The 18,801-nt window shown below is 67.8% G+C and carries 16 protein-coding genes; 5 read left to right on the forward strand and 11 right to left on the reverse strand.

The annotated features are described in order from the left end of the window. Nucleotides 1–58 precede the first annotated feature (58 nt). Complete coding sequence (locus GBZ48_RS17370) at nucleotides 59–685, reverse strand: SH3 domain-containing protein (RefSeq protein WP_174472149.1); 627 nt, start codon at nucleotides 683–685, stop codon at nucleotides 59–61. A gap of 241 nt (nucleotides 686–926) precedes the next feature. Between GBZ48_RS17370 and GBZ48_RS17375 the strand changes: the two genes are divergently transcribed. Together GBZ48_RS17375 and GBZ48_RS17380 are read left to right on the forward strand one after the other, a co-directional pair. Beyond that, nucleotides 927–1,847 carry a PDR/VanB family oxidoreductase gene (locus GBZ48_RS17375; protein WP_343049574.1) on the forward strand — a complete coding sequence of 307 codons (921 nt, stop codon included), beginning with the start codon at nucleotides 927–929 and terminating at the stop codon, nucleotides 1,845–1,847. A gap of 34 nt (nucleotides 1,848–1,881) precedes the next feature. Continuing rightward, on the forward strand, nucleotides 1,882–2,307 hold the full coding sequence (locus GBZ48_RS17380) for a PAS domain-containing protein (RefSeq protein ID WP_174472151.1): 426 nt from the start codon (nucleotides 1,882–1,884) through the stop codon (nucleotides 2,305–2,307). A 22-nt stretch (nucleotides 2,308–2,329) separates the two neighbouring features. On the opposite strand, the gene GBZ48_RS17385 is transcribed toward GBZ48_RS17380, so the two are convergent. Together GBZ48_RS17385 and GBZ48_RS17390 are read right to left on the reverse strand one after the other, a co-directional pair. Continuing rightward, nucleotides 2,330–3,847 (reverse strand): AMP-binding protein, encoded by a 1,518-nt coding sequence (locus GBZ48_RS17385; RefSeq protein WP_209798415.1) that lies wholly within the window; start codon nucleotides 3,845–3,847, stop codon nucleotides 2,330–2,332. 25 nt (nucleotides 3,848–3,872) lie between these two features. Then, nucleotides 3,873–4,730 (reverse strand): helix-turn-helix transcriptional regulator, encoded by an 858-nt coding sequence (locus tag GBZ48_RS17390; protein ID WP_174472153.1) that lies wholly within the window; start codon nucleotides 4,728–4,730, stop codon nucleotides 3,873–3,875. A gap of 103 nt (nucleotides 4,731–4,833) precedes the next feature. On the opposite strand from GBZ48_RS17390, the gene GBZ48_RS17395 reads away from it, so the two are divergent. Further along, complete coding sequence (locus GBZ48_RS17395; protein ID WP_174472154.1) at nucleotides 4,834–5,721, forward strand: SDR family oxidoreductase; 888 nt, start codon at nucleotides 4,834–4,836, stop codon at nucleotides 5,719–5,721. A gap of 12 nt (nucleotides 5,722–5,733) precedes the next feature. Here GBZ48_RS17395 and GBZ48_RS17400 read toward each other — a convergent pair whose 3' ends face one another. Then, nucleotides 5,734–6,510 (reverse strand): AraC family transcriptional regulator, encoded by a 777-nt coding sequence (locus tag GBZ48_RS17400; RefSeq protein ID WP_174472155.1) that lies wholly within the window; start codon nucleotides 6,508–6,510, stop codon nucleotides 5,734–5,736. 153 nt (nucleotides 6,511–6,663) lie between these two features. On the opposite strand from GBZ48_RS17400, the gene GBZ48_RS17405 reads away from it, so the two are divergent. Next, the gene (locus GBZ48_RS17405) at nucleotides 6,664–7,860 is read left to right on the forward strand and encodes an MFS transporter (RefSeq protein WP_343049575.1); all 1,197 of its coding nucleotides are present in this window, start codon (nucleotides 6,664–6,666) and stop codon (nucleotides 7,858–7,860) included. Between the two features lie 76 nt (nucleotides 7,861–7,936). On the opposite strand, the gene GBZ48_RS17410 is transcribed toward GBZ48_RS17405, so the two are convergent. Continuing rightward, entirely contained in the window at nucleotides 7,937–8,827 is an 891-nt protein-coding gene (locus GBZ48_RS17410) for an aldo/keto reductase family oxidoreductase (RefSeq protein ID WP_174472156.1), read from the reverse strand. 92 nt (nucleotides 8,828–8,919) lie between these two features. Between GBZ48_RS17410 and GBZ48_RS17415 the strand changes: the two genes are divergently transcribed. Continuing rightward, nucleotides 8,920–9,825, forward strand: coding sequence for a LysR family transcriptional regulator (locus tag GBZ48_RS17415; RefSeq protein ID WP_174472157.1), 906 nt, complete (start codon nucleotides 8,920–8,922; stop codon nucleotides 9,823–9,825). Between the two features lie 7 nt (nucleotides 9,826–9,832). Here GBZ48_RS17415 and GBZ48_RS17420 read toward each other — a convergent pair whose 3' ends face one another. The 6 genes from GBZ48_RS17420 to GBZ48_RS17445 all read right to left on the reverse strand — a co-directional run bounded on the left by GBZ48_RS17420 (nucleotide 9,833) and on the right by GBZ48_RS17445 (nucleotide 18,693). After that, entirely contained in the window at nucleotides 9,833–11,464 is a 1,632-nt protein-coding gene (locus tag GBZ48_RS17420) for a response regulator (protein WP_174472158.1), read from the reverse strand. A 9-nt stretch (nucleotides 11,465–11,473) separates the two neighbouring features. Further along, nucleotides 11,474–12,967, reverse strand: a complete 1,494-nt coding sequence (locus tag GBZ48_RS17425; RefSeq protein ID WP_343049576.1) for an ATPase domain-containing protein — start codon at nucleotides 12,965–12,967, stop codon at nucleotides 11,474–11,476. Between the two features lie 92 nt (nucleotides 12,968–13,059). Continuing rightward, nucleotides 13,060–15,693, reverse strand: coding sequence for a hybrid sensor histidine kinase/response regulator (locus GBZ48_RS17430; RefSeq protein ID WP_174472160.1), 2,634 nt, complete (start codon nucleotides 15,691–15,693; stop codon nucleotides 13,060–13,062). 138 nt (nucleotides 15,694–15,831) lie between these two features. Then, nucleotides 15,832–16,206, reverse strand: a complete 375-nt coding sequence (locus GBZ48_RS17435) for a response regulator (protein ID WP_174472161.1) — start codon at nucleotides 16,204–16,206, stop codon at nucleotides 15,832–15,834. A gap of 157 nt (nucleotides 16,207–16,363) precedes the next feature. Beyond that, a complete protein-coding gene (locus tag GBZ48_RS17440) occupies nucleotides 16,364–17,017 on the reverse strand; it encodes a response regulator transcription factor (RefSeq protein ID WP_174472162.1) in 654 nt (217 codons plus the stop codon). Nucleotides 17,018–17,022: 5 nt separating this feature from the next. Continuing rightward, on the reverse strand, nucleotides 17,023–18,693 hold the full coding sequence (locus GBZ48_RS17445; RefSeq protein WP_174472163.1) for a sensor histidine kinase: 1,671 nt from the start codon (nucleotides 18,691–18,693) through the stop codon (nucleotides 17,023–17,025). Nucleotides 18,694–18,801 lie beyond the last annotated feature (108 nt).

Below are 18,801 nucleotides of genomic sequence, written 5' to 3' on the forward strand. Positions count from 1 at the left end.
CCGCAAGGACCGCAAGCCCCCGGTGTGAACGCGCCGGGGACTTGTAGCCCTTCTCCCATCAGCGCGCCGGGTTGAAGGCCGGTCCGGTAAGTTCCGGCCCCTTCGCAGCGTCGGCGATGGTGATGGCGGCCGGCCCCTGCGCGCCCAGCGTGACCGTCACCGGCTTGCCGTTGTTGTAGTTCTTCCACATCTGGTACAGGGCCAGCGCCGCGAACATCTTGGCGTCGCGGCTGGTGTTGTACAGCCATTCCTGGGTCGGCACGACCCGCAGCGTGCCATTGGCGCCCTGCTCCACCTTGTCGGCGAAGCGGTAGCCGAGTTGCTCGCCGATGCCGGCGACCAGCCCGTCGAAGCCGGGCGAAAGCTTGCCGAACCCGGCCTGCGCCGGAGCGCTTTCGCCGCTGCCCAGCGTGCTGGCGCTCTGGCGCTTGACGAGGTCGGAGAACAGCCAGCCCTCCTCCCCGGTGCGCAGGACGCGGACACCCATCCAGTTGCCCTCCCGCCGCAGTTCGACCACGTCCTCGCCGCGCATGATCGTGGAGCGGACCGCCGCGTCGTCGGACGGACCGGCACGCAGATTGACCTTCTCGCCCGTCACCGCATGGATGTCGCCCGACGCCGCCAGCGCCGGCGTTCCCGCCAATCCAAGCGCTGCAACTAGGACCATGATCGTCGACCGTGACATGACAGTTCCTCCCGTTGGGGGTGCCCGCGCACCGTTTCGCGAACAACGCATGGCGACCGCCGGATGATCCGCCGAACCGGGATTCCACATTTCCCCTTGACCTGAAGTTAACTTGAGGTTTTAGGCTGCCTGCATTGGATCTGGCATACCAGACCCGCCGATGACACTGGCAGGCAGGATGATGAGCAGTACGCAGCCTGAAACGCCGCAGCCCTCAGCCAAGGCACCATGGACGTTGCGCGTGCACCGCCTGGACCGGATCACACCGCAGGTCCGGCTGGTCGAATTGCGCGATCCGGACGGGCGTGGACTGCCGCCGGCCGAACCGGGCGCCCACATCGACCTCCATCTGCCGGACGGGGCGGTACGGTCCTATTCGCTGTGCGGCGACCCGGCGGACCGCCAAGCCTACCGCATCGCCGTCCTGAACGTGCCGGGCGGGCGGGGATCGGGCTTCGTGCATGGCGAACTGGCGCTTGGCGCCGACCTGACCATCTCCCCGCCCCGCAACAATTTCCACTTTGACGACGCGGCGCGCTATCTGTTCGTCGCCGGCGGCATCGGCATCACGCCGCTGTTGCCGATGATCCGCAGGGCGGTAAACAAGGGCGCAGATTGGGTTCTGCATTATTGCGTGCGCAGCGCTGCTGCGGCGCCTTTCCTCGACGATCTCCGCGCCCTGCCCCACGGCCACGTCGACCTGCATGCCGCCGACGAGGGCCAACGGCTGGCGGTTGACGAGTTGATGGCGTCCACCCCCGTCGATGTTCCGATCTATTGCTGCGGTCCGCAGCGGCTGATGGAAGCGGTGGCCGCCGCCGCCCGGCCGGACCAGGATGTCCGCTTCGAATGGTTCACCCCACGTCCGGAGCCAGCCCGTCAGGACTTTGCGGACAACAGCTTCGATGTGGTCTGCGCGCGCTCCGGCATCACCGTCACGGTTCCGGCGGGAACCAGCATTCTGGACGCGCTCTACGCCGCAGGCGTCGAAATCGACTCGTCCTGCGAACAGGGCGTCTGCGGCACTTGCGAGACGACGGTGCTGGAGGGCGAGCCCGACCACCGTGACAGCGTCCTGTCCGACGCGGAGCGCGCTGCCGGCAAGACGATGATGCTGTGTGTCTCGCGGGCGCGCAGCACAAGATTGGTCTTGGATGTCTGACGCTTCAACACGAAACGACCATTGGGAGGATTTGATGACCGAGGAAGACCTGCGCCAACTTGGAGTGGCGCTTTTGAACAGCCCGGCGGAGGCTATCGTCTATTCCGACCGGGAGGGTCTCATCCGATTCTGGAATGCGGGGGCGGAACGCGTGTTCGGCTTCACCGCTGAAGAAGCGTTGGGCCAATCGCTGGACATCATCATCCCCGAACGGCAGCGCCAGCGCCATTGGGATGGCTATGACGAGGTGATGAAGACGGGGGTGAGCCGCTATGGCAGCGGCGACCTGCTGTCGGTTCCGGCGCTGCGCAAGGACGGCAGCCGCATCTCGGTGGAGTTCACCATCGTGCCCTTGAAGGACGCGGACGGCGCCATGCTCGGGATGGCCTCCGTCATGCGCGACGTGTCAGCCCGCTTCGAGGAGTTGAAGACCCTGCGCCGTCAGGCGACCGGGCGCTGATACCTCCCTTTCCCGTCTGGCCCTACCCGCCGGCCAGACGGGCGCGCAGGTCGCGCTTGACCACCTTGCCATAATTGTTCTTCGGCAGGTCCTCGACGAACAGGTAACGCTTGGGCCGCTTGAACCGGGCGATGCTGGCGTTGCAATGCTCGTCGAGGCCGCCGGGGGAGATTTCGCGCCCCGGCTCGGCGACGATGAAGGCGACGACGATCTCGCCCCATTCCGGATCGGGTTGCCCGGTGACACAGACCTCGGCAACGTCGGGGTGGCGCAGCAGCACCTCCTCCACCTCGCGCGGATAGATGTTGCTGCCGCCGCTGATGATGACGTCCTTCGACCGGTCGCGCAGCGTTAGGTAGCCGCGTCCGTCGAAGGATCCCATGTCGCCGGTGAACAGCCAGCCGCCGCGCAGGGCTTCGGCCGTCGCCTTGGGATTGTTCCAGTATCCGGCCATCACCACGTCGCCGCGGCAGACGATCTCCCCCACCTCGCCGGTGGGCAGCGGCCGACCGTCGGCATCCACCACCGCCACCTCGACGCCGCTGCGGGCGAAGCCGACCGACCCCAGCACCGCATCGTCGTCGCTTGCATGGTCGCGGCGCCGCAGCGACGCGATGGTCATCGGCGCCTCGCCCTGGCCGTAGATCTGGGCGAAGACCGGCCCGAAAACCGCCAGCGAGCGGCGCAGTTCCTCCACATACATCGGGCCGCCGCCATAGACGATGGAACGCAGGTTGGCCGGCCGCCGGCCGCCGCGTTCCGCCTCCAGCCGCAGCCTCTGCACCATCGTCGGGGCCAGGAAGGCGCCGCAGCCGGGGTGACGGTCGCAGAGATCGAGGAACTCCGCCGGCTCAAATGCGGAGGAGGCCGGCACCACCTGCCGGGCGCCGCGGGCGACATAGGCCGCCATGTAGAGACCGGAGCCGTGCGACATCGGCGCCGCGTGCAGCAGGCTGCAATCCTCGTCCACCGCCTCGACATCGGCCAGATGGGCGACGGTCATGGCCAGCAGATTGCGGTGGGACAGCATCGCTCCCTTCGACCGACCGGTGGTGCCGCTGGTGTAAAACAGCCAGCCCAGCGCCTGCGGATCGGGATCGATCGGCCCGGCCCATTCGTCGCCCGCCGCCATTGCCGTGTAGTCCTCTCCGCCGATGATGATCCGGCGGCAGGACGCCGCAGTCGACCCGTCCAGCGCCTGCTCCAGCCCGCCGGCCAGCTTGGGCGAGACGAAGACGATGGACGCTCCGGAATCCTCCAGGATCTGCACCAGCTCGCGCGGATGCAGCTTGGCGTTGACCGGCGTCGCCGCCATGCCGGCCGCCCAGATGGCGAAGAACAGCTCGACATATTCGGGCACATTTTCCGTCGCGATGGCGATGCGGTCGCCCGGCCGGCCGACAGCACGCAGGCCGGCGGCGATGCGCAGCGCGCGGGAGCGAAGTTCGGCAAAGCTGTGAAACTGCTCGGTGCCGCGGAACACCGCTCCGCGACCGGGGAAACGGGCCGCCGCCTGATCGAGAAGGGAGAAGAGATTCACCGGCGCTGTTCCTTCCTGCCACCGCTCATCCGCCAGACGCCACTGCGGTCCTTCGACCGGCCAGGGCACGGATGCGTTCTTTAACCTGTTCGTCCAGCGGATTGTAGACCAGAAGACCGAGATCGGGGCGTCCATCGACGGCGAAGGCCGAATATTCCATCTCGACGCTGCCGAGTTCCGGATGCTGGAGCCGTTTGAACCCCTCGCTCGGCGCGTACACGTCGTTCTCGTTCCAGAACCGGGCGAAGTCGGCGCTCGTCCGGCACAGCTCATCGACGAAATTGGCGATCTCCTTCACCGCCCCGGCCCGCGCCGCATCGACGCGGAAGGCGCCCACCAGATGCCGCGCCATGCCCTCCCAGTCCCTTTGCTTGGCCCGGATCGCCGGATTGCCGAACACCAGCCGCAGGATGTTCCGCTGATCGGGCGGCAGCGTGCCGTAATCGGTCAGCACCACGGCGGCAGCGCGATTCCAGGCCAGCACGTCCCAGGTCGCGGTCTTGATGAAGGCCGGACAGGCGTCGAAGGACTCCAGCAGCCGTTGCAGCCGCGGGCTTACCCCTTGCGCCGGCCTGTAGCGCATCTCCGGCGGCCGGCCGAGCGCCAGGATGAACAGATGCTCCCGCTCCAGATCGGTCAGCATCAGGCTGCCGGCGATCCGGTCCAGCACGTCGGCCGACGGCGCCCCGCCCCGCCCCTGCTCCAGCCACGTGTACCAGGTCGGGCTGATGTTGGCGCGCTGCGCCACCTCCTCCCGGCGCAGGCCCGGCGTGCGGCGGCGTCCCGAGAACCCGAAGGCCGCCGGGTCCAGCCGCGTCCGGCGGTCGCGCAGGAAGGCGGCGAGCGTGCCGGCCGGACTGGTCTGTCTGGTGTCGGTCTGCATTGGCTGATCCTGGTAGCCGCTATACTAGGAAAACGTCACTACTTTAACAGGATATCACGGCGGGACAGAGTGGGGGCGACTGAATTGGAAAGGTGGTTGTCCCATGCGTATTTTCCTCACCGGCGCCACCGGTTTCATCGGCCGGGCCGTGCTGTCCGAACTGCTCCAGGCCGGCCATCGGGTCATCGGCATGACCCGCTCCGAGGACGGCGCCCGCGCGCTGGAGTCCGCCGGTGCCGAGCCGCACTTGGGCACGCTGGAGGATCTGGCGAGCATCCGCAGCGGCGCCGAAAAGGCCGACGCCGTAATCCACACCGCCTTCGACCATGACTTCTCGCGCTTCGCAGAGAATTGCGCAAAGGACAGCCGGGTGATCGGTGCCTTGGGCGCGGCGCTGAAGGGCTCGAACCGTCCGCTGCTGATCACGTCCGGGGTCGGCATTGGGGGTGCCGGTCATGGCCGGCTTGCCCGCGAAGATGTCTTCGACGACGGTCACCCCAACCCGCGCATCGCATCGGAGCGGGCCGGCAACGAGCTGTTGGACGCCGGCATCAATGTCGCGGTGATGCGGCTGCCGCAGGTCCACAACACGGAGAAGCAGGGGCTGATCACCCCGCTGATCGAAATCTTCCGCGCGAAGGGTGTCGCCGCCTACATCGGCGAGGGGCGAAACCGCTGGTCCGCCGGCCATCTGGGGGATGTCGCACGCCTCTACCGTCTGGCCATCGAGAAGGCGGAGGCCGGCGCCCGCTACCATGCGGTTGGGGAGGAGGGCGTCGGGACCCGCGAGATCGTCGAAACGCTGGCCCGCGGCCTGAAAATTCCGGCGGTCTCCATCCCGCAGGACAAGGCTGCCGAACACTTCGGCTGGATGGCGATGTTCGCGGGCATCGACATGGCGGCGTCCAGCGCCCTGACCCAGCAGACACTCGGCTGGCATCCCGAAGGTCCCGGCCTCATCGCCGACCTGGAGGCGATGCGCTACTCCTGACCGGGCAGGAAGTCATTCGGCGCCTTTCAGATAAGCGCGCGGCGAGGAGCCGAGCACGCGCTTGAACATCGCGGTGAAGGCGGCGGGATTGTCATAGCCGAGGTCGATGGCGACCACGGTGACGGCTTCGCCCGCCACCAGCCGCGGCAGGGCGGCGGCAAGACAGGCCTGCTGGCGCCATTCCAGAAAGCTCAGTCCGGTCTCGCGCCGGAACAGGCGGGTGAAGGCGCGCCGGCTGACGCCCAGCTCGTCGCACCATTGTTCAATCGTCTCATGCACCGCCGGCTGGCGGAGAAAGCGCCGACAGCGCTCGGCCAAGGCCGGACTGGTCGGGAAGGGGACGGTCAGCGGCTGGGCCGGCAGATGCAGCATCTCATAGCGGATCAGCGCCATCACCGCGCCGTCGTGGCTGTCCGGATCGTAGTCCGCCGGCACATCCACGGCGCGGGCGATCAGGTTGCGGATGAAGGGGGACAGGCCGACGACCTGACAGCGGTCCGGCATTCCGCCGGTCAGATCCGGGTCCAGGTAAAGGCTTTGGGTGGTCACCGCCCCGATCATGCGCACCTCATGCATGATGCCGGGCGGGATCCACAGGCCGAAATCGGGCGGCACCACCCAGCGGCCCTGCGGCGTCGACATGATCAGCACCCCGGTGATGCCGGAGATCAGCTGTCCCCGCCGGTGCCAGTGCAGCGGCAGCGTGCCGCCGTCCGGATAGTCGTGGGTGGTGGCGAGCAAAGGTCGCTCGACGGCATCGATCTCGTCGACACGGACATTCCTGACCATGGCCCAGACTCGTAGAAAACTGGCCTGACCGCGGTGGCGGGCCTTCTCGGTCGACCGTAGGCTTACGGTGCAGTCAACGCAACAGTGCCGGGCCAACCGGGCCGCCGATATGCGGTCCGGACGCCTGAGGCGGAGAGAAGAGGGCATGCCCCCGTGACCGACACCACCATGAGCCGGCCCAGCGCCGGTTCGACGGCCTTTTCCATCCTGGCCGCGATCAGCGCCTGCCACCTGCTCAACGACATGATCCAGTCGCTGCTGCCCGCGGTCTATCCGATCCTGAAGGACGAGTTCGGCCTCAGCTTCGCCCAGCTCGGTCTGCTGACCTTCGTCTATCAGCTGACCGCATCGCTTCTTCAGCCGCTGGTCGGACTTTTCACCGACCGCAAGCCGATGCCCTATTCGCTGGTCTTCGGCATGGGCTCCACCCTGCTCGGCCTTCTAACCCTGGCCTGGGCGCCAAGCTTTCCGGCCCTGCTGGCCGGCGGGATGCTGCTGGGCTTCGGCTCGTCCGTCTTCCATCCGGAGGCATCGCGCATCGCCCGTCAGGCCTCCGGCGGCGCCCATGGGCTGGCCCAGTCGCTGTTCCAAGTCGGTGGCAATCTCGGCTCCGCGCTCGGCCCGTTGCTGGCCGCCTTCATCATCCTGCCGCGCGGTCAGGGCAGCCTCAGCTGGTTCGCCTTCGCCGCTCTGGCCGGCATGGTGGTGATGGTGCGGCTGGGAAGCTGGCAGCGCCGGAACGCCAAGCCGCGCAAGGCCGGTGGCCCCTCCACGGCGCGCCATGCCGATCTGCCGACGGGGCAGGTCACCCGTGCCGTCGCCATCCTGATCGCGCTGATCGTGTCGAAATACGTCTATCTGGCCAGCATCACCAGCTATTACATCTTCTACCTGATCGACCGCTTCGGCCTGTCCACCGGCGACGCGCAGCTCTGCCTGTTCGTCTTCCTGGCTGCCGTCGCAGCGGGTACGGTGATCGGCGGCCCGGTGGGCGACCGCATCGGCCGCAAGACGGTGATCTGGGTCTCAATCCTCGGCATCCTGCCCTTCACCCTGGCCCTGCCCTATGTCGGGCTAACGACGACGGTGATTCTCAGCGCGGTGATCGGGCTGGCCCTGGCTTCGGCCTTCCCGGCCATCGTGGTCTATGCGCAGGAACTGCTGCCCGGCCGGGTCGGCATGGTGTCGGGCCTGTTCTTCGGGCTGGCCTTCGGCGTCGCCGGCATCGGCGCGGCGGGGCTGGGCGTCGTGGCGGACTGGAAAGGCATCGGCTTCGTCTACACCGCATGCTCCTTCCTGCCGCTGCTGGGCCTGCTGACAATCTTCCTGCCGAATGTGGAACGCCGGTAACCAACACCGGGACGCGGCACCGGGACGAGGGGAGCGCAGGCTCCCCTTTGTCCATCCCCTTTTTCCATCTCGGCCCTCAGGCGTCTTTCCCCAGCTTGTCCAGCGCCTCCAGCGCATCGGCGGGCAGAACCAGATCCGCCGCCGCCAGATTCTCCTGCAGATGCCTGACCGACGAGGTTCCCGGGATCGGCAGGATGTTGGGTGCCCGGTTCAGCAGCCAGGCGAGTGCCACCTGCATCGGCGTCGCCCCGAGCCGGCTGGCGACATCGGACAGCAGGCCGGACTGGATCGGCGAGAAGCCGCCGAGCGGGAAGAAGGGCACATAGGCGATCCCCTTGGCGGCGAGATCGTCGATCAGCGCATCGTCCGCCCGATGCACCAGATTGTAGTGGTTCTGCACGCAGACGATCTCGCAGACGCGGCGACCTTCCTCGACCTGCCGCGCCGTGGCGTTGCTGAGCCCGATGTGGCGGATCAGCCCCCGCTGCTGGAGTTCGGCAAGGACGGTGAGTTCCCGCTCGACCGGCCCTTCCGCCGGTGCATGCCCATGGTCGCCCCACAGCCGCATATTGACGACGTCGAGCACGTCGAGGCCGAGATTGCGCAGATTGTCATGCACCGCCTGCCGCAACTCTTCCGCCGAGGATGCCTGGAGCCAGGAGGCATCCGCACCGCGCCGGGCGCCGACCTTGGTCACGATCAGCAGATCGTCCGGATAGGGCGCCAGCGCCTCGCGGATCAGCTGGTTGGTGACATGCGGGCCATAGAAGTCGCTGGTGTCGATATGATTGACACCGGCCTCGATGGCATGGCGCAGCACGGCGATGGCGGCGTCGCGGTCCTTCGGCGGACCGAAGACACCGGGACCGGCCAACTGCATGGCGCCATAGCCGAGCCGGCGGACGACTTTGCCCCCGAGGGTGAAGCTGCCGGATTTGTCGATTTTGGTCTGATCAGTGTCGGACATGATGAACTCCATGATGGCTTCACCAATCTAGCCATCACCCGCCTGTCCGATTAGTCTGCACAATCAGGACAACCCGTGCGGATTTCCGAACAATGCAGCATGAGCTGGGGGACCTGAACGCCTTCGTCGCGGTGGCCCGCGCCCGTGGTTTCCGCGAAGCGGCGAAGGCCGGCAAGGTCAGCGCCTCGTCCCTCAGCGAAGCCGTGCGGCGGCTGGAAGGACAGCTCGGCGTCAGGCTGTTCAACCGGACCACCCGCAGCGTGGTCCCGACGGAGGCCGGCGAACGCCTGCTGGCCCGGCTGGAGCCCGCCCTGCGCGAGGTCGATGCAGCCCTCGACGTTGTGAACGGCTTCCGCGACCGGGTGGCGGGCACCCTCAGGCTCAATGTGCCGGTCAGCGCGGCACGGCTGGTCCTGCCGTCGATCCTGCCGGCCTTCCATGCCGCCTATCCCGAGATCCGGGTGGAGGTGATGGGAGAGGACAGCTTCGTCGACGTCCTTGCCGCCGGATGCGACGCCGGCATCCGCTATGACGACCGGCTGGAGCAGGACATGATCGCTGTTCCCATCGGTCCCCGCCGGCAGCGCTTCGCGACCGCGGCCTCCCCCGCCTATCTCGACGCCCGGGGGCGGCCGGAGCATCCACGCGACCTGATGGCCCACAGCTGCATACGCGGACGCTTTGCCAGCGGTGCGATGCCGCTCTGGGAATTCGAGCGCGACGGCGAAGCGATCCGCCTCGACCCGACCGGACCGCTGGTCGTGGGGCCCGGCGGCATCATGGACCTCGCCATCGATGCGGCCGTCGCGGGCGTCGGGGTCTTTCAACTGTTCGAGCAGTGGCTGCGCCCGCATCTGGACAGCGGCGCGCTTGAACCCGTCCTGGAATCCTGGTGGCCGTCCTTTTCCGGCCCATTCCTCTATTACCCCGGCCGGCGCCTGGTGCCGGCCCCGCTTCGGGCCTTTCTGGATTTCATCAGGACCGATCCCATCGCCTGACAAGCCGTCACTCCGCCAGCATGGCCGCCAGCTGCTCGGCGATCTGGTTCGGCGAGAAGGGCTTGCGCAGCAGGCGCACGGCCTCGCCCAGATCAGGCGTATCGGCATAGCCGGTGACGATCAGCGCCGGCAATCCGGGACGCAGGGTTCGCACGGTGCGCACCACCTCGGCCCCGTTCATGCCGGGCATGGCAAAGTCGGTGACCAGGGCATCGATCTCCGCACCGTCCTGCAACAGGGCCAGGGCAGTTTCCCCGCTATCCGCCTCGATGACCTGATGGCCCTGGCTTTCCAGAAGCGCCATCGTCCCCATCCGCACGATGGCATCGTCCTCCACCAGCAGAACGGTGCGGCCTTCGCCGCGCTCGACGTCGGCAGTCAACCGTGCCGGCGGGCCGGTGACGGCCGCCACGCTTGGCAGGTAGAGAGTGATCGCGGTTCCGCCGCCGAGGCTGCTGTCGATGTGGACGCCCCCGCCGGACTGGGTCGCCATGCCCTGGACCATCGACAGCCCCAGCCCCGACCCCTTGTCGAGCGGCTTGGTGGTGAAGAAGGGCTCGAAGACATGCGGCAAAACCGCCGGGTCGATGCCGGTGCCGGTATCCGCCACCCGGATCGCCACATAGGTCCCGGGCCGCAACTCCGCCGGCCCGGTCACGGAGCGGCCCGTTTCTCCGCCGCCGATTTGGGCAACGGAGGCGGTCAGGGACAACCGCCCGCCGCCCGGCATGGCATCGCGGGCATTGATCGCAAGATTAAGGATGGCGGATTCGAGCTGCGCCCGGTCGATCAGCGCCGCCGGAAGTCCGGGCGGCACCTGGATCGTGACGCTGATCTGGCCGCCAAGGGAGCGTTCCAGAAGGGAACTCATCCCGGTGAGCAGCTCTCCCAGGTCTGTCGGCTCCGGCATCAACGTCTGGCGCCGTGCGAAGGACAGCAGCGACTGGGTCAGCCGCGCACCACGCTCGATGGAGCGGTTGGCCGCTTCGAACAGCTCGCGCGGGGTGCCGTCGGGCACGGTGGGGGCCAGGACGGCAAGGCAGCTGACGATGCCCTGGAGCAGATTGTTGAAGTCATGCGCCACGCCGCCGGTCAGCTGCCCCAGCGCCTCCATCTTCTGCGCCTGATGCAGTTGCTCCTCTGCCCGCCGGCGGTCGGCCATTTCGGCTTGCAGGGCCTGCGTCCGCTCGGCGACACGCTCTTCCAACCGGCTGGACGCCTGGGTGATCTCCTGAAGATGGCTGCGGGTCCGGTACTGGCGTTCCCGGCTGCGCAGCGCCGCCTGCGCCGCGCTTTGCAGCGCCTCGCGATGCAGCGGCCGGTCCAGCAACGTGACGTTGCCGAGCAACTGGAAGAACGCCTGCCTGCCCCGTCCGGCCTGCCGGCTGCGCCGCGACGTCAGGATCACGATGGGCAGGTCCGACCAGCGCGGCTGCGCCTCCAGCCAAGCGGTCAGCGGTTCGATGTCGGTCAGCACCCCTTCGGAGAGGACCAGCGCCCCGACATCGTCGCCAAGGCCGCGGCAAAGCTCCGGCAAATCGGCACAGGGCTGCGTCGCCAGACCGATTTCCGCCAGGACAGAGCCGATCACCTCGGCATCCCGCCCTTCAGGGGCCAGGACAAGGATGGACCCGTGCATCGGCATCGATCACCCGGCTTCGCCCTGACCACTGAGGAGAGTCTCCACCGAGCCGTCATATTCCGGCACGCCCGTCAGCACGCCACGGAAGTCCATCAGCTGCGGCCCGACCTGCATCCCGTCCGGGAACAGCCGGAACTCGCGGATCGACAGTTCATGGACGCCGGTGCGCTTCTTCACCACCGAAATTGCCTTGCGCACCTCGCCCCCGGCCTCGAAGAAGCGCAGCAGGACAACGGTGTCGCTCATAAAGGACAAATCGATGGGATTCTGCACGTCGCCGATGATGCCCTGCTGCGCCAGGATCAGGATGGTCACCACGCCCTTGTTGTTCAGGTAAGTCAGCAACTCGTGCATCTGGAGCGAGAGCGCCTTCTCTTCCGGCATGGTGCTGAGATAGGAGTTCAGGCTGTCGATCACCACGATGCCGGCGTTGCGGTCCTCGACTTCGCGACGCACCTGCCAGACGAACTGGCCGGGCGACAGGCGCGAGGGATTGGCGCGGTGCCAGCCGACACGGCTCTTTTCCACCGCCTCTTGGATGTCGATGCCGAGTGCGATGCTGCGCAGCTGCAGCGTCTTGAAAGTCTCGTCGAAGGAAAAATACGCCGCATGCTCGCCGCGCTTGACCGCGGCGGTGACGTATTGGAGCGCAATCGAGGATTTGCCGACCCCCGATGGCCCCACCAGCATCGTCGTGGTGCCGTGCGTCAGTCCACCGCCCATCAATTCGTCCAGGGTCGGCAGGCCGCTTTCCATGGTGGTCTGCTCGAAATCGCTTTTGTGCTCTTCGGCGATCAGGCTGGGAAAGACCAGGACATTGGACTTCGTAATTGCGAAGTCATGCCAGCCGCTCTGGTATTCCGCCGCCCGCATCTTGGCGATGCGCAGCCGCCGCCGCGCAGCACCATAGGTGCGCTCGATCTGCTCCAGCACGATCACGCTGTGAGCCAGGCTGTGCAGATCGCTCGCTCCATCCTGATGGGTCAGGTCGTCGAGGATCAGGGTGGTGCAGCGGCGCCCTTGCAGGAACTGCTTCAAAGCCAGGATCTGACGGCGGTAGCCGAGCTGGTCCTGGGCGAGCAGCCGCAGTTCCGACACCGTGTCGATCACCAGCACTTCGGGATTTTCACGCTCGATCCGGTCGATGATCAGACGCACGGTCTCGCCAAGCTCGACCTCCGAGGGGTAGAGCACGCTCTGCTGGCGATCCAGTTGGGCTTCGATGGGCACGATGTCGAAGACCGCAAAGCCGTCGAGCGACCAGCCATGGCTGGCGGCGGTCGCTTCCAGCTCCTTGGCGCTCTCCGACAGGGTGATGTACAGCCCCTTCTTGCCGTCGTCGCGCGTCTGGATCAGAAGCTGCAGGGCAATGGTGGTCTTGCCTGTGCCGGGTGCGCCCTCCAGAAGATGTATTCGACCGCGCGGCAGCCCGCCGCGCAAAACCAAATCGAATTCGGGGATTCCGGTCTGCACTTTCTCGATCGGGAGGGGCTTGGGCACCAAAGGCTCCTTAAGGTCCATGTCATCAGACAAACACGGTGCAGCGGAAATGTTCCGCCGGAGCTTGGGCGCGGCCTGAAAATTGGTGTGGATCAAAGGGTCGCCGAGGGCGGCTCGGCGGTATCGGCGACCGGGATGCGGGCCTCCCCTTCCGCCATCGCCAGACGGCGGCCGAGCGCCGCGGCGAGGCTTCGGGGGGTGACCGGCTTGTGCAACAGGTCGAAGCCATGGGTGAGCGCATCGTTCTGCGGCTCCGTGCCGATCTCCCCGGTGACGATCAGGCCGGGGATGTCCGCATCGTGCATGTCCCAGATGCGGAGGATCGCCTCCGTTCCGATGCGCTTGCCCCGCAGGCGGTAATCGACGACGAGGATGTCCGGCCGGCGGCCGTCCAGCGTCAGGCGCTCCACCGCCAAGTCGGTCGAATCCGCGGTGATCACGTCGAATTTCCAGGCGCGCAGCAGGCTTTCCATCCCGGCGAGCACGATGGGGTCGTCGTCCACCACCACCGCCAGCCGCCGCCCCTCCCGCTCGGGCGGTGCCGGCGCCATTTCCACAGGGGTCGTCTCCACGGATGACGGGGCGGGGCGGTGGACCTCCGCCGCCAGCGGCACCGCGATGCTGAACAGCGAGCCCTGGCCCGGATGCGAGCGTACGGTGACGGGATGGTCCAGCAGGTCGGACAGGCGGCGGACGATGGCAAGCCCAAGGCCGAGGCCCTGGTTACGGTCGCGCTCGGGATTGTCGACCTGATAGAGTTCCTCGAACACCCGGTCGATCTGGTCGGCCGGGATGCCGCGGCCGGTGTCGTGGACACCGATCAGCAGACGGTCGGCCGCCACGCTGCAGTCTACCGAAATCCCGCCGCTGTCGGTGTAGCGGATCGCGTTCTCCACCAGATTGCGCAGCATGCGGCCGAGCAGGACCCGGTCGCTGCGGATCACGGCATGGCAGGGCTGCACGCGCCAGTCCAGTCCCTTTTCATGCGCGACGGGGGCATAGGCGTCGTCCAGGCTCCTCAGCAGGTCCGAGATGCGGAACTCCTCGAACTGCGGCGCCACGATGCCGGCGTCGAGGCGGGAGATGTCGAGCAGACCGTCCAGCAGACCTTTGAGGATCTCCAGCCCGTGCTGGAGCCGCCCGAGTGCATCGAGACCGGGGCCCTCGCCCAGATGCGGGCGGAGCACCTCGGCGAACAGCAGGATCGACTGCATCGGCTGGCGCAGATCATGGCTGGCGGCGGCGAGGAAGCGGCTTTTGGACCGCCCGGCCTCTTCCGCCGTATCGCGGGCGCGATGGATGTCGTGGATATCGACGGCCCCGCCGAACCACGCGACGATCCGTCCGCCATGGTGGATCGGGTGAGTCCGGCTGAGATGCCATCTGTAGGCTCCGTCGGCCCGGCGCAGGCGCAGTTCATACGAATGCGCCGCACCGGCGGGGATGGCCGCTCTCCGGACCGCCTGAATGCGCTCGACGTCCTCCGGATGCAGATCTCCCATCCGGTTCTCTTCGTTCGTCATGCGGCCGGTGTAGGCCCGGAACGCCGCATTGACGTATTCCAACGTGCCGTCGGGCCGGTTCACCCACATCATGTGCGGGGCGTTCTCCACCAGCGCGCGCGACCGCTCCTCGCTGGCCCGCAGCGCGGTGGACGCTTCCTCATTGGCCCGCATCTGCCGGTCGAGATCCTCGACCAGCCCATCGAAGGCCAGCCCCAGCCGGCTCATCTCCGGGCCATCCACTGCTCCCACACGGGCCGTGCGGTCGCCGGCACGCCAGCGCTCGGTCGCCGAGATCAACGCCGCGACCGGCCGATAGAGGTGCCACCTGGCGATCAGGAACGCCGCCAGCAGGCCAAGCAGCAGCGTGGCGGCGATCCAAACCAGCGACCGCGTCAGCGCGGCATCGATGCCGCTCATCGCCGCGTCATGGTCGATGCCGACCGCAACGAAGATGTGCCGGACCCCGGCCGACAGCGGAACATAGGCGAACACCCGCTCCACCCCGTCGATCCCCATCAGCTGGGCGGTCCCGACCGCATCGGCATCGAGCAGAGGCCGGAAGCGCGGCGGGAGCGCAGTGCCGACGGCCCCCGGTCTCGCAGGGGCATGGGCCAGGACGATGCCGTTGCCGTCGGCGATCATCAGCGCGGCATTGTCGGGAAGCGGATGTTCCGAGAGGTAGCGTTCGAGCCAGCCGAGATCGATCAGCGCCGTGACCACGCCGATGGTCCGCCCGTCGCCGCCGGTGCGGCGGATCGGCAGGCCGAACGGCATCGCCGGCTTGTCGTCGTGCCGCTGCCGGATGAACTCGCCGACGGTGAAGCCGCCGCTTTCCAGGGCGGAGCGCACATGCATCCGGTCGGCGATGGTCCGCCCGCGCAGAAGCGGGTTGGTGGAACAGAGAATGACCCCGTCCTCGGCCGTCAGGTTGACCGTCAGGTAATCCGGGATCCGCGTGGCGGTGCGCGTCAGCAGCGCCTGACATCCCGTCGCGTCGAGGGTCTGCGCCGACGTGGTTTCCGACAGCAGTTCCAGCATCTGCCGCACGCCTTCGACCAGCCGCTGCTGCTCCCCGCCCAGCAAGCTGAGAAGCTGCTGCGCATGCTCGTGGATCTCATCGGAGCGCTGGCGGCGCAGGTCGATCTGGTTCCAGACCTCCAGCGCGCAGATTGGCACCAGGGCCAGCGTCACGAGCAGCAACAGCCGGGTCAGGAAGCTCATGGCGCCCTCTTCCCGATCCCGGCCCACGTCCTGAGCCCGACCACAATTCTGTGGGATGCGACCGCCATGCCCCGTCTCCCGAACGGCCCTGTTGCATACATAACCGTTCGGGAGGCCGATTGCTGCCGCTCTCTGGCGTTACCCTGCGGCGATGGCGCGGTTCAGGGAGGCGATCAGGACATGGGCGTCGACCGGCTTGCCCAGCACGTCGCAGGCACCGCCGCCCAGCGCGCGCAGCCGTGTGGTCTCGTCGGCGTAGGAGGTCATGAACAGGATCGGCGGATGTCCGCCGCCCTCGGTATTGAGCCGGTCCTGCAACTCCAGCCCGGACAGGCCGGGCATGCGCACGTCCAGGATGATGCAGGCGATCCCGGTCCGGTCGGCCAGCGCCAGGAAATCCTCGGCGGAGACGAAGGGCCGGCAGCGGAAGCCGACCGACCGCAGCAGGTCGTCCAGCGCCTCGCGGATCGCCTCGTCGTCATCGACCACCGCTATCAGGGGTGCGTTGGACACGTCGTGATGCCTTGACCGGATCGGGGATCGAATGGGAGCGCCAGTCACTGGCGTTACACGCATCCTATCCGGATGGGGCGGGTGGCAGATACCACACCTAGGTCTAGAAGCGGACGGTGGGGCCGGCCGCAGGACAGAGGCGCGCGAACCGTAGCCGTCACTCCTCGTGGTCGAGCACCTCCACCTTGCGGACGAGGTCGGCGACGGAGCGCACCTGCATCTTCCGCATCACCTTGCCGCGGTGGAGCTTGACCGTCACCTCGCTGATGCCGAGATCGCCGGCGATCTGCTTGTTCAGCCGGCCCTTGACCACCTCCGCCATCACCTCGCGCTCGCGCGGGGTCAGCGTCGCGGCCAGCGATTCCACCGTCATCGTGGCGGCCCGTTGGCTCCGCCGCGACCGGTCGCGGGCAAGCGCGGCATCGACCGCGTCCAGCATGTCCTGGTCGCGGAAGGGCTTGATCAGGAAATCCGTCGCCCCGGCCTTCATCGCCCGGACCGACATCGGCACGTCGGCGAAGCCGGTCATGAAGACGATGGGCAGCGCGATGCCCAGGCTGTCCAGCCTGGTCTGGAACTCCAGCCCGCCCAGGCCGGGAAGCCGCACGTCGAGGATCAGGCAACCCGGCCGGTCGGGAACCGCCGCCGCCAGCAGTTCCGCCGTGCTGCCGAAGGCGCGGCCTTCGATGCCGACCGATTGCAGAAGATCGACCACCGCCTCCCGCATGCCGGCGTCGTCATCGACGATCAGAACCAGCGGATCGTCCTTGGCAGGGGCAGGCTCGGGCGACGGGGCGGCTTTCTGGGCCATGGCGGTCAGTCCTCTCGTGCCGCGGCCAGCGGGACGGCTGGCGGTTGGGCTATTAATTCTTCGATCAGTGATTTGGGCGATGGCGGGAGAGCCGCCGGTATGGTGAACTCGAACACCGCCCCGCCGTCCGCATGGTTGTGGGCGGTCAGCGTGCCGCCGCAGGACTCGATGGTGGACCGGCAGATGGCGAGGCCCATTCCCATCCCGTCGGGCCGGGTGGTGAAGAAGGGATCGAACAGGCGGGAATGGCTGGCCTCGTCGATGCCCCTGCCGCGGTCGCGCACGGCAACCCTGACCTGTGCCCCGCCTTCCAGGCTGCCGATGGCGACGGTCAGTTCGCGCCGGGGGCTGTCCGCCTCCGCCATGGCGTGCAGACCGTTGGTCACGAGGTTGACCAGCACCTGCTGCAGGCCGACCCGGCTGCCCCGCACCGGCGGGGCGGGGGCAAAGTCGGTGACCAGAACGGCCCCGCCCCCCGACAGTTCACGCTCCAGCAACAGCCCCACCTCGGTCACCAGTTGAGCCAGATCGATGGTCTCGTCGCAGTGGGTGTCCTTGACCAGCATGCCGCGTGTCCGCTGCACGATGTCGGCGGCGCGACGCCCGTCGCGGACGATGCGGTCGGCCGCCTTCGCAGCGGTTTCGATGTCGGGCTGGTCGCGGCGCAGCCAGCGCAGGCAGGCCTGCGCGTTCAGCACGATGGCGCCCAGCGGCTGGTTCAGCTCGTGGGCGATGGAGGCGGACAGCGCGCCCAGCGTGGCGGCTCGTGCGGCGCGCGCAAGCTCCGCCTGGGCCGCCAGCAGCGCCTCCTGCGTGCGTTCGCGCTGGGTGATGTCGACGACGCCGACTACCACCTGATCGAAGCCGACGCAGTCGTCGGGGAAGCTGATGCCAAGCAGCACCGTCAGGGTGCGCCCGTCCGCCGCGATCAGCTGTGCCCGCCCTTCGAAGCGGTCGCGCTTCTCCCAAAGCGCCAGCAGGACCTGCAGCATCGCCGCATCCTCGGCCGGCAGATAGCGGTCGAGCGGCCCCAGCACCGCCGGCCGGCCGGCCGCACCCAGCAGTTCCACGGTGGCGTCGTTGACGTTGGTGGTGCGGATCAGCGCGCCCATCCCGCGCGCCCAGCCGGGATCGGCCTGCGCATGGGCGGCAAGGTCAGTCACCCCGCGCGCCCGCAGGGCGTCGAGCGCCGCCGTCACCGCGGTGAAGTCCTGTTCCCACAGGGAAATCCGCGCCTGTTCGAACATGCAGCGGTAGCGTTTTTCGCTGCGCGCCAGCGCACCGTTGGCCCGCAACAGCAACGTGCGCGAATCATGGTCCCGCACCAGCAGCGCGCCGGTGATCAGGATGGCCGCCAGCGACACGCCGCAGCGCAGGACCGAAGACAGGTCCATGTCCTGCCAGTGCGAGAGGAAAAAGGACAGCACCGCCAGCAGCGCGCAGCCGGCGGCCACCCGCAGGATGCCCCGCCGCGACAGGGCGGTTGCGGCCAGCAACAGCACCAGCACATAGAGGACGGCGATGGCGCTTTCGATGTCGGTGAAGGTGTCGACGAAGAACACCGCCAGGGCGAGCGGAATCGACAGAAGGCCGAGACGGCGCTCCATCGGCCGTCCGTTGGCCGGCGAACCGCCCCATGCCGCGTCGCCCTTCGCACCGCCTTCCGCGCCAACCATCCGCCAGTCTCCAACCCCGCGCCGTTCCGGTTCCGGTTCCGGTTCCGGTTCCGGCAGCTTGCCTGCGGGCGCCATCCGGTTCTTGAACGATCTGACGATCACGTGGAC

Origin of the sequence: Azospirillum melinis (assembly GCF_013340935.1) — a bacterium.
GTDB lineage: Bacteria > Pseudomonadota > Alphaproteobacteria > Azospirillales > Azospirillaceae > Azospirillum > Azospirillum melinis.

Coding starts and splice junctions, on each gene's coding strand:
- GBZ48_RS17370 (WP_174472149.1), bottom strand. CDS start 685: ATGTCACGGTCGACGATCATGGTCCTAGTTGCAGCGCTTGGATTGGCG.
- GBZ48_RS17380 (WP_174472151.1), top strand. CDS start 1,882: ATGACCGAGGAAGACCTGCGCCAACTTGGAGTGGCGCTTTTGAACAGC.
- GBZ48_RS17390 (WP_174472153.1), bottom strand. CDS start 4,730: ATGCAGACCGACACCAGACAGACCAGTCCGGCCGGCACGCTCGCCGCC.
- GBZ48_RS17395 (WP_174472154.1), top strand. CDS start 4,834: ATGCGTATTTTCCTCACCGGCGCCACCGGTTTCATCGGCCGGGCCGTG.
- GBZ48_RS17400 (WP_174472155.1), bottom strand. CDS start 6,510: ATGGTCAGGAATGTCCGTGTCGACGAGATCGATGCCGTCGAGCGACCT.
- GBZ48_RS17410 (WP_174472156.1), bottom strand. CDS start 8,827: ATGTCCGACACTGATCAGACCAAAATCGACAAATCCGGCAGCTTCACC.
- GBZ48_RS17415 (WP_174472157.1), top strand. CDS start 8,920: ATGCAGCATGAGCTGGGGGACCTGAACGCCTTCGTCGCGGTGGCCCGC.
- GBZ48_RS17420 (WP_174472158.1), bottom strand. CDS start 11,464: ATGCACGGGTCCATCCTTGTCCTGGCCCCTGAAGGGCGGGATGCCGAG.
- GBZ48_RS17430 (WP_174472160.1), bottom strand. CDS start 15,693: ATGAGCTTCCTGACCCGGCTGTTGCTGCTCGTGACGCTGGCCCTGGTG.
- GBZ48_RS17440 (WP_174472162.1), bottom strand. CDS start 17,017: ATGGCCCAGAAAGCCGCCCCGTCGCCCGAGCCTGCCCCTGCCAAGGAC.
- GBZ48_RS17445 (WP_174472163.1), bottom strand. CDS start 18,693: ATGGTTGGCGCGGAAGGCGGTGCGAAGGGCGACGCGGCATGGGGCGGT.